The 10,186-nt window shown below is 40.1% G+C and carries 9 protein-coding genes and 1 tRNA gene; 9 read left to right on the forward strand and 1 reads right to left on the reverse strand.

Features of this window, described 5'->3' with window-relative positions; translation table 11 throughout:
* The first annotated feature begins 114 nt into the window (after window positions 1-114).
* The 4 genes from fabD to lysM all read left to right on the forward strand — a co-directional run bounded on the left by fabD (window position 115) and on the right by lysM (window position 2,929).
* Entirely contained in the window at window positions 115-1,101 is a 987-nt protein-coding gene (gene fabD, locus AC07WY_RS19750) for an ACP S-malonyltransferase (protein ID WP_004723962.1), read from the forward strand.
* Entirely contained in the window at window positions 1,098-1,832 is a 735-nt protein-coding gene (fabG, locus tag AC07WY_RS19755) for a 3-oxoacyl-ACP reductase FabG (RefSeq protein ID WP_004723960.1), read from the forward strand. The genes fabD and fabG overlap by 4 nt, the downstream gene beginning before the upstream one ends.
* Before the next feature lie 86 nt (window positions 1,833-1,918).
* Window positions 1,919-2,155 (forward strand): acyl carrier protein, encoded by a 237-nt coding sequence (acpP, locus tag AC07WY_RS19760; protein WP_004723957.1) that lies wholly within the window; start codon window positions 1,919-1,921, stop codon window positions 2,153-2,155.
* A 300-nt stretch (window positions 2,156-2,455) separates the two neighbouring features.
* Entirely contained in the window at window positions 2,456-2,929 is a 474-nt protein-coding gene (gene lysM, locus AC07WY_RS19765; protein WP_262086878.1) for a peptidoglycan-binding protein LysM, read from the forward strand.
* A gap of 215 nt (window positions 2,930-3,144) precedes the next feature.
* Here lysM and AC07WY_RS19770 read toward each other — a convergent pair whose 3' ends face one another.
* Window positions 3,145-3,783 carry a peroxiredoxin gene (locus tag AC07WY_RS19770; protein WP_096735080.1) on the reverse strand — a complete coding sequence of 213 codons (639 nt, stop codon included), beginning with the start codon at window positions 3,781-3,783 and terminating at the stop codon, window positions 3,145-3,147.
* Between the two features lie 336 nt (window positions 3,784-4,119).
* On the opposite strand from AC07WY_RS19770, the gene secA reads away from it, so the two are divergent.
* The 5 genes from secA to AC07WY_RS19795 all read left to right on the forward strand — a co-directional run bounded on the left by secA (window position 4,120) and on the right by AC07WY_RS19795 (window position 10,185).
* Window positions 4,120-6,837 carry a preprotein translocase subunit SecA gene (gene secA, locus AC07WY_RS19775; RefSeq protein ID WP_004817738.1) on the forward strand — a complete coding sequence of 906 codons (2,718 nt, stop codon included), beginning with the start codon at window positions 4,120-4,122 and terminating at the stop codon, window positions 6,835-6,837.
* Between the two features lie 149 nt (window positions 6,838-6,986).
* Window positions 6,987-7,349: a hypothetical protein gene (locus AC07WY_RS19780; RefSeq protein WP_494736973.1), complete on the forward strand. Its 363-nt coding sequence runs from the start codon at window positions 6,987-6,989 to the stop codon at window positions 7,347-7,349.
* A gap of 169 nt (window positions 7,350-7,518) precedes the next feature.
* Window positions 7,519-8,739 (forward strand): bifunctional glutamate N-acetyltransferase/amino-acid acetyltransferase ArgJ, encoded by a 1,221-nt coding sequence (argJ, locus tag AC07WY_RS19785; protein WP_494736974.1) that lies wholly within the window; start codon window positions 7,519-7,521, stop codon window positions 8,737-8,739.
* 149 nt (window positions 8,740-8,888) lie between these two features.
* A complete protein-coding gene (gene nadA / locus AC07WY_RS19790; protein WP_105714422.1) occupies window positions 8,889-9,956 on the forward strand; it encodes a quinolinate synthase NadA in 1,068 nt (355 codons plus the stop codon).
* Window positions 9,957-10,108: 152 nt separating this feature from the next.
* A tRNA-Pro gene (locus tag AC07WY_RS19795) sits at window positions 10,109-10,185 on the forward strand.
* Window position 10,186: the final 1 nt, after the last annotated feature.

Consider the following 10,186-nt stretch of genomic DNA (forward strand, 5'->3'; position numbering starts at 1 on the left):
TTTTTTTGTTTTCAATGACTGGGTTTTTTGTTGTATTTCGCAATTAAATAAATTTTTTTTTAATGTAAAATTGCGCCATCGGAAACGATCAAGATTAAATAAGGGACTTTTTATATGTCTGCCAAACGACTCGAACAAGCAGCTCAAGCAACAAAAACTGCATTTTTGTTTCCAGGTCAAGGTTCACAAAAAGTGGGTATGCTTGCTGAACTTGCAGAACAGTTTAGTGGTGTACAAGAAACCTTTACTGAAGCATCAGATGCCATCGGTTTTGATTTATGGCACATTGCACAAAGCGGTGAAGGTTTAGATCAAACTGAAAATACTCAACCTGTTTTATTGACAGCAAGTATTGCTTTATGGCGTGTATGGTTAGATCTTGGTGGTGTTGTGCCAAAATACCTTGCAGGTCATTCCTTAGGCGAATACAGTGCTTTAGTTGCTGCAGAGTCGATGACTTTGGCAGATGCAGTCAAGTTGGTAAATTTACGCGGCAAATTGATGCAAAGTGCTGTGCCTCAGGGGCAAGGCGCGATGGCGGCTATTCTCGGTCTAGATGACGCGAAAGTACTTGAACTGTGCGAGCAAGCCAATGTGCAAGGCCGTGGTTCTGTTGAAGCTGCAAACTATAATGCACAAGGCCAAGTTGTTATCGCAGGAGACAAAACTCTAGTCGAAGCTGTCATGACCGTTGCCAAAGAAAACGGCGGTAAAGCGATTGCATTACCTGTATCTGTACCATCACATTGTTCTCTAATGAAACCTGCTGCCGAACAGTTTGCAGAAGCTTTGGAACAAACTGCCATTGAGCTACCAAGTATTCCTGTAATACAAAATGTCAATGCTGGAATCGCGACAGATACAAGCCAATTACGCTTAGCATTAACGGCGCAACTGTATCAGTCAGTACAGTGGACTAAAACCATGCAATTCATCCAAGACCAAGGTATTCAGTATGTTGCTGAATGTGGTCCAGGTAATGTATTGGCGAATTTAGCAAAACGTTTACCAAATATCGAAAAAGCATTTCCACTCGATACACAAAGTCGTATGGAAGATGCACTGAATGCTATCTTAGTGGCTGAAGGGAAAATTGCATGACACAAGAACGCAAAGTCGCATTAGTGACAGGCGCGAGCCGAGGGATTGGTGCTGCCATCGCTCAGCAATTGATTCAAGACGGTTATTTTGTTGTAGGTACGGCAACATCAGCAGCAGGCGCAGAAAAACTTTCAACAGTTTTTGCTGAAAATGGTGCAGGTGCATTACTTGATGTACGTGATGGTGCTGCAATTGATGCATTGGTATCTGACATTGAACAAAAATATGGTTCAGTGATGATACTTGTGAACAATGCAGGGATTACCAAAGACAATTTACTGTTACGTATGTCTGAAGATGATTGGGACGATATTCTCAATATTCATCTTAAAGCTGTATTCCGCTTATCTAAACGTGTATTGAAAGGCATGACCAAAGCCCGCTTTGGACGCATTATCAATATCAGTTCTGTTGTTGCGCATTTTGCTAACCCAGGACAAGCCAACTATTCTGCTGCAAAAGCAGGGATTGAAGCTTTCAGTCGCAGTCTTGCAAAAGAAATGGGAAGCCGTCAGATTACAGTCAACTGTATTGCGCCTGGTTTTATCGCAACAGAAATGACTGAGCAGTTAAGTGAAGATATTCGCAAAAAAATGAGTGATCAAGTTGCGTTAAACCGATTTGGTCAACCAGAAGATATTGCAAATGCAGTAAGTTTTTTAGCTTCTGACAAAGCCAGTTACATTACAGGCACAGTATTACACGTAAATGGTGGTTTATACATGGCGTAATGCGATGTATAAACTTTGAAAAAAGTAAATATTCAATTAAACTATCAGGCAATTAAAAGCCGCCACAAGCAATGAGGAGAATTCCTGTGAGCGATATCGAACAACGCATTAAACAAGCTGTTGCAGAACAATTAGGTATCAAAGCTGAAGAAATCAAAAACGAAGCATCTTTCATGGATGATTTGGGTGCTGATTCTCTAGACCTAGTAGAACTTGTTATGTCTTTCGAAAATGACTTCGACATCACTATTCCAGATGAAGATTCTAACGAAATCACAACTGTTCAATCAGCTATCGACTATGTAACTAAAAAACTTGGTTAATGTGTTGATTGTATAGCACGTTGTTGTTATACGTAAAAAGACCACCTTTAGGTGGTTTTTTTATGCCTGAATTTAGCTGTGTTGAGTGCATGCATGCTTGGCGATCTTTAACCTAAAAAAGCAATTAAATAAGTTTAAAATCAAAAGCATTGGTTACATACCGTTACCTTTTTATCACCAATGACAACGCACATCCTGACGCTTTTTCGCTATAAAAATAGAGTTCTTAAATTTGTATATCAGTTCACAGTAATACATTCTCAGTAAAACAATTTTCAATAATGATATGGAGTACGACATATGGGTCTTTTTGATTTTATTAAAGGAATTGGCAAGAAAAATACTGCACCAGCTGAGCCACAAGCGGCACCAGCAACGCCAGCAGAACCGTCTGCACAAGAAATTGCCAATAAGTTGTTGGGGCACATTAAAGCGTTAGGCTTGCCAGTAACAGGGCTTTCGGTAAGCTATAATGGTACTTCTGATTTGGCCACGATTCACGGTCAGGTACAAACTCAGGCAGATAAAGAGAAAATCATTCTTGCTGTGGGGAATATTGACCATGTGGCGCAAGTTGATGATCAAATGACAGTGGCAGCACCTGAGCCTGAAAGTAAGTTCTATACAGTTAAATCAGGCGATAATTTGTCTAAAATTTCAAAAGAATTTTATGGTGATGCCAACCAATATAATAAAATTTTTGAAGCGAACCGCCCATTGTTAAAAAATGCGGATGATATTTTCCCAGGACAAGTTTTACGTATTCCTGCATAACATTTGTTCGCTGATCTTTGATCATAAAAGGCACTTCGGTGCCTTTTCTATTTTTAAAATGATTTTGTTTTTATTTTAGTATTTGTTGTTTGGTGTATTTTGAAGGGTAAAAGAATTTCGTTGCAATCAGTGGATATTAAAAAAAGACCACATCAAGCTTGGATGTGATCTTTTGGAGTTAGTTAGCTCTAATCTAAAAAATTCAATATTGCATATTATTTATTAGGTTGTGGGGTAAGACGAAGATAAGGCTTAACCGCCGTATAACCTTTTGGGAAGCGTTCTTTAAGCTCCGCTTCATCTTTGATCGACGGGACGATAACAACATCTTCACCATCTTGCCAGTTTGCAGGTGTGGCAACTTTATAATTGTCAGTCAGTTGTAATGAATCAATCACACGGAGAATTTCTTTAAAATTACGTCCAGTTGATGCAGGGTAGGTAATGATTAAGCGAACTTTCTTATTGGGATCAATAATAACTAAAGAACGCACGGTGAGCGTTTCACTGGCATTTGGATGAATGAAATCATACAGCGTCGATACCTTACGATCTTTGTCTGCAATGATTGGAAAGTTTACAGTGGTATTTTGTGTTTCATTGATGTCGTTGATCCAACCTTTATGTGATTCAACATCATCGACTGAAAGGGCAATGGCTTTTACCCCACGCTGTTCAAACTCATCTTTTAATTTTGCGGTATAGCCTAACTCAGTGGTACATACTGGCGTATAGTCGGCAGGGTGTGAGAATAAAACACCCCAACTGTCGCCCAAGTAATCATAAAACTTAATTGGACCTTCACTAGATTCCTGAGTGAAATCTGGCGCAATGTCACCTAATCGTAAAGTCATTTTGAAACCTCAATATTTAAAAATGTTGTTTGTTATTTGGCTCGTCCAAACTACTATTACCCAGTTTTTTTATAATTAAAAATAGTGTTTTTGTATTTCTTTATGAAGAAAATAGATATTAATAAAAGAAGCATATGAAAAAAAACATAGAATTGATCTCTACCTCACTGCAAATATCGGTTAAATTTGCTACATTAATGCGCCTTAGCTGATACGTGCTAGAACTAATCGTCAGATTTTTTTGATTGGATTTGTGCAAAACCCTTGTACTTCAAATTTCTACCACCATAATATCGTCTGAGAAAAATTTATTTCACAAAGATTTAGAGAGTTTATATGTTGGCAAGTCTGATCGGAGGAATCTTCGGTACTAAAAACGAGCGCGAACTAAAACGTATGCGTAAAATTGTCGATAAGATCAATGCGCTCGAGCCGACGACATCTGCACTCAGCGATGCAGACTTATCTGCAAAAACTGAAGAATTCAAACAAAGATATAAGAAAGGTGAAAGCCTAGATAAATTAATGCCAGAAGCGTTTGCGGTGTGTCGTGAAGCAGCAAAACGTGTCATGGGTATGCGTCATTATGATGTGCAGCTCATTGGTGGTATTACTTTGCATGAAGGAAAAATTGCAGAAATGCGTACAGGTGAAGGTAAAACCCTGATGGGTACTTTGGCTGTGTATTTAAATGCAATTAGTGAACAAGGTGTTCATGTCATCACGGTCAATGATTACTTGGCACAACGTGATGCTGAATTAAACCGTCCGCTTTATGAGTTCTTGGGTTTAAGTGTTGGTGTAATCTATTCGATGCAATCACCGATAGAGAAAGCTGAGGCATATCGTTCAGATATTACTTACGGTACCAATAATGAATTTGGTTTCGATTATCTGCGCGATAACATGGTTTTCTCTATGGCAGAGAAAAAGCAACGTGGTTTGATTTATGCGATTATCGATGAGGTCGATTCGATCTTGATCGATGAAGCACGTACACCGTTGATTATTTCGGGTCAAAGTGATGATTCATCACAGCTTTATGTTGCAATCAATAGTATTCCACCGAAGTTGCATGCTCAAAAAGAAGAAAAAGTCGCAGATGGCGGTCATTTCTGGATTGATGAAAAGCAACGCCAAGTTGAAATGACTGAAGTCGGTTATGAAACTGTTGAAGATGAACTGATTAAAATGGGCTTGTTGGCTGAAGGCGAAAGCTTATATTCACCATCAAATCTAAACTTGGTTCATCACGTGTCTGCTGCAATTCGTGCACATTTCCTTTATCAACGTAATGTTCACTACATCGTACATGATGGTGAAGTAATCATTGTCGATGAAAATACTGGTCGTACCATGCCAGGTCGTCGTTGGTCTGAAGGTTTACACCAAGCTGTTGAAGCCAAAGAAGCGCTAGACGTTCAACCTGAAAACCAAACTTTAGCAACAACAACATTCCAGAACTATTTCCGTTTATACAAAAAGCTTTCAGGTATGACAGGTACTGCTGATACTGAAGCTGCGGAAATGAAAGAAATTTATGGTTTGGATGTGGTGCTTATTCCAACCCATCGTCCGATGATTCGTAATGACCAAAACGATTTAATTTATTTAAACCGTAATGGTAAATACAACGCAATTATTGAAGAAATTCAGAAAATTCATGAAGCAGGTGTTGCACCTATCTTGATTGGTACTGCAACCATTGAGGCTTCAGAAATTTTATCTGATAAGTTACGAGATGCGGGTATTACCCATGAAGTCTTGAACGCTAAACAACATGAGCGTGAAGCAGACATTATTGCCCAAGCGGGTTCACCGCGTGCAGTGACCATTGCAACCAATATGGCAGGTCGTGGTACCGATATTTTGCTTGGTGGTAACTGGAAAGCAAAACTTGCCAAAATTGAAAACCATACTGCGGAAGATGAAGCTCGTCTTAAAGCGGAATGGGAACAAAACAATGAAATGGTGTTAAGTTCAGGTGGTTTACACATCATCGGTTCTGAACGTCATGAATCACGTCGTATTGATAACCAGTTGCGTGGTCGTTCTGGTCGTCAAGGTGACCCAGGTGTTTCACGTTTCTTCTTGTCATTAGAAGATGATTTGATGCGTATATTCGCGGGTGATCGCGTTGTTGCAATGATGCGTGCGATGGGACTACAAGAGAATGAAGCCATTGAACATAAAATGGTGTCGCGTTCTATTGAAAATGCACAGCGTAAAGTTGAAGCACGTAACTTCGATATTCGTAAAAACTTATTGAAATACGATGATGTAAATAACGAACAACGTAAAATTATTTACTCTCAACGTGATGAAATTTTAGAAGAAAGCTCACTTCAAGATTATATTGAAGAAATGCATCGTGAAGTCGTAAAAGGCTTAATCGAAACTTATATTCCACCTGAATCAATCCATGACCAATGGGATATTCAAGGGCTTGAAAATGCATTGAATGAAGATTTAGGTATTAATCTTCCTGTAAATCAATGGTTGGAAGAAGATCGTCGTCTAGATGAAGAAGCCTTGGTTGAGCGTATTTCTGATGAGATCGTTACACGTTACCGTAATCGTCGTGAACAGATGGGTGATGATACTGCTGCGACACTTGAACGTCACTTCATGCTGGGTTCTTTAGACCGTCATTGGAAAGACCATTTGGCTGCGATGGACTATTTGCGTCAAGGGATTCACTTACGTGGTTATGCACAAAAGAACCCTGAACAAGAATATAAGAAGGAAGCCTTCAATTTATTCGTCAATATGTTGGGTGTGATTAAGTCTGACGTGGTTACTGATATTTCCCGTGTGCATATTCCAACACCTGAAGAGCTTGCTGAAATGGAAGCTCAACAACAGGCTCAAGCTGAATCTATGCGTCTTAACTTCGCACATGATGAAGTGGATGGTTTAAGTGGTACGGTAAGTAATGAGATTGTTGATGCACAATTCACGGATAGTGATGAGATTGCAGCACCAGAAAGCCGTAATGCACCTTGTCCTTGTGGTTCAGGTTTGAAATACAAGCAATGTCACGGCAAAATCTAATTGAGTGAATAGACCCTGAAAGTGTTACAAAAAAGCAGAACAATTGTTCTGCTTTTTTTACAAGTTATTACCATGCGTTAATTTTTATTGCAGGAAATGTGATTAAGTGGTATTAAGTTGCTCAATTGGAAAAGATCTTTGGGAAGATAATGAAAAAATTATTAAAACCTTTATTTGTTGCAACTTTAGCAGTTCCAGCATTGGCATTTGCAGATACGGCACCACAAACGACGACAGTGGAAAAAGTACAAGCTGCTACAGGCGCAGTGACAGCCCAAGCAGAAGTAAAAAATGAAACCACGACTGTAATCAGTCCACGTACCGGTATTCGTTATACTTTAGGTAATACAGGTGGACGCCCAATTATTTTAAAAACTGCGGCGATTGCAGCGGTAACACCTGCTACGATTAATCGCGTTGTTGCTTCAAATCCAGCGTTGTCAGTATCTAGTCAAGAAAAAGTAAAGCAAGCATTATTGGCTGCGGATACTACGACTGCTGTTCAACAGTAATACGTTGCTGATGTAATGAAAGCCAGTATATTTACTGGCTTTTTTATTTTATATTCAAATGAATAAGCTTTTCTTATAGTAAAAATAAATAAGCATTTTAATAAGCTCGATTTTTATAGAGAATTCTAATAAGCTGTATTTTCATTTTAATTCATGTGGACATTTGAAAATGGCTGTTGGTGACGTGTCTATGCCGCATATGCATGTGGTACAAGGTGTAAAAATTGGCTCTGCTGAGGCGTATGTCCGTTATCCAAATCGACGAGATTTAGTTATTTTTGAATTTGCACAAGGTACCAATGTTGCGGGTGTATTTACCCAAAATGCATTTTGCGCAGCGCCAGTTCATGTGTCGAAAGCACATTTAGCACAAGCCAATCCACGCTATTTGGTCATCAATACCGGGAATGCTAATGCGGGTACAGGCAAATTGGGCATGCAAAATGCACAATTGACCTGTTTAAAGCTTGCTGAGTTAGCGCAGGTGGAAGAATTTGAGGTATTGCCATTCTCTACAGGGGTCATTGGCGAACAACTGCCCATCGAGCGTTTAACGCAAGGTTTACAGCCTGCACTAAATAGTTTGAATGACGCTTCATGGACGGACGCTGCGACTGGGATCATGACCACGGATACCACACCAAAAGGCGCCTCAGAACAGTTCGAGCTTGATGGTATAACGTATACAATGACTGGGATTTCTAAAGGTGCAGGTATGATTCGCCCAAATATGGCGACCATGCTGAGTTTTGTTGCAACCGATGCGCCAATTGCACGAAATCTTGTGCAAAAAATGTTAAAAATTAGCGCAGACCAATCATTTAACCGGATTACTGTGGATGGTGATACTTCTACCAATGATTCATGCATTTTTGCTGCAACCGGAATGGCTGGTGGTGTAGAAATTAGCAGTGAAGATGATGTACGTTATACTGTGGTCTTGGATGTTTTATCGCGTGTGATGAAGCGTTTGGCGCAACTGATTATTCGTGATGGGGAAGGGGCGACCAAATTCATTACTATCACGGTTGACGGTGGAAACGACACACAAGAATGCTGCGATATTGCTTATAGCATTGCCCATTCACCATTGGTTAAAACGGCAATTTTTGCGTCTGATCCAAACTGGGGGCGTATCCTTGCTGCGATTGGTTATGCTGGCGTGAAAGATTTGGATGTTGAAAAAATTCAAGTCTGGTTAGACGACGTGCAAATTTGTAAAGATGGTGGTGCTGCTGAAGACTATACCGAAGAAGCTGGTGCACGGGTAATGTCACAGACAGAAATGACCATTCATGTAAATCTTGGTCGAGGGCAGGCCAAAGATACGGTCTATACCTGTGACCTATCCTATGATTATGTGAAAATTAATGCGGACTATCGTTCTTAACTACTGATTTTTTAAGGAGCCTCATTCGTGAGGCTTTTTTATAACAAAACATTTTTCGTGGTGAATTTATGTGCGCTAAACCGTACAATCAATTCACAAGTGTATAAACGCTAGCATGATGCCAGCGACAAGGAAAGAGAAGACCTCTTATGAATGATGCGAATAATTTAATTGCCAACGAAGCAAAATCGGTTGTGCAAGCGCATTTAGATCGTTTAGGTGAACCTAAGGACAATAGTCTGAGTCCAGCGGTAAAACAGCAGAAGTTTGCGCAAATTAAAGCTGAATTGCAAAAGAACAATGCTGTTTTGGTGGCACATTATTATTGTGATCCAGATGTGCAAGAACTTGCGGAAGCGACAGGTGGTTGTGTTTCTGATTCTTTAGAAATGGCACGTTTTGGACGTGATCATGAGGCATCTACTCTGGTGGTCGCTGGGGTTAAATTTATGGGAGAAACCTCGAAAATTCTTTCTCCTGAAAAAACAGTCCTTATGCCAACTTTGGAAGCAACCTGTTCGCTTGATCTCGGTTGTCCTGTAGATGAATTTACCGCATTTTGTGATGCACATCCTGAGCATACTGTTGTGGTCTATGCCAATACCTCAGCAGCAGTTAAAGCACGTGCAGATTGGGTAGTGACTTCAAGTTGTGCAGTAGAGATCATTGAACACTTAGACAGCTTGGGCGAGAAAATTATTTGGGCGCCAGATCAACATTTAGGCCGTTATATTCAAAAGAAAACCGGTGCTGATATGTTGCTTTGGGATGGTGCTTGTATCGTGCATGAAGAGTTTCGTGCCCGTGGTATCGAAAAGATGAAAGCGCTGTATCCGAATGCAGCTGTATTGGTGCATCCTGAGTCACCAGAATCCGTGATTGATATTGCGGATGCGGTGGGAAGTACCTCACAACTGATCAAAGCAGCTCAAACATTGCCACAAGACACTTTAATTGTGGCTACAGATCGTGGCATTTTCTATAAAATGCAACAAGCTGTACCACATAAGACCTTGATTGAAGCACCTACAGCAGGCGAAGGTGCAACTTGTCGTTCTTGTGCGCATTGCCCGTGGATGGCAATGAATGAATTAGATGGTATTTTGTCAGTTTTGCAAAAGGCCGATCAAGAAATATTCGTAGATGCTGCTTTGGCTGAACGTGCTAAATTACCTTTAGATCGTATGTTGAACTTTAGTGCTCAATTAAAACGATAGAAATTGTATAAAAAACATCTGAAATGTTTGATTAATATACATTTGACGTGTTTTTTTAACTTTTTTTCAAGATAGGTGTTGACGTCTTGTGGCGTCACGCCTAGAATGCACACCGTACCGCACGATGTGCGATACACAAAAGCTGAGATGAACGGAGCATAGCACAGCCTGGTAGTGCACCTGGTTTGGGACCAGGGGGTCGTAGGTTCGAATCCTACTGCTCCGACCAC

The sequence above is a fragment of the Acinetobacter sp. GW821-FHT01C12 genome, from assembly GCF_059422625.1.

What these genes read in the sequence shown, in the direction of transcription:
- fabD (WP_004723962.1), top strand. Translation starts at nt 115, where the DNA reads ATGTCTGCCAAACGACTCGAACAAGCAGCTCAAGCAACAAAAACTGCA.
- fabG (WP_004723960.1), top strand. Translation starts at nt 1,098, where the DNA reads ATGACACAAGAACGCAAAGTCGCATTAGTGACAGGCGCGAGCCGAGGG.
- lysM (WP_262086878.1), top strand. Translation starts at nt 2,456, where the DNA reads ATGGGTCTTTTTGATTTTATTAAAGGAATTGGCAAGAAAAATACTGCA.
- AC07WY_RS19770 (WP_096735080.1), bottom strand. Translation starts at nt 3,783, where the DNA reads ATGACTTTACGATTAGGTGACATTGCGCCAGATTTCACTCAGGAATCT.
- secA (WP_004817738.1), top strand. Translation starts at nt 4,120, where the DNA reads ATGTTGGCAAGTCTGATCGGAGGAATCTTCGGTACTAAAAACGAGCGC.
- AC07WY_RS19780 (WP_494736973.1), top strand. Translation starts at nt 6,987, where the DNA reads ATGAAAAAATTATTAAAACCTTTATTTGTTGCAACTTTAGCAGTTCCA.
- argJ (WP_494736974.1), top strand. Translation starts at nt 7,519, where the DNA reads ATGGCTGTTGGTGACGTGTCTATGCCGCATATGCATGTGGTACAAGGT.
- nadA (WP_105714422.1), top strand. Translation starts at nt 8,889, where the DNA reads ATGAATGATGCGAATAATTTAATTGCCAACGAAGCAAAATCGGTTGTG.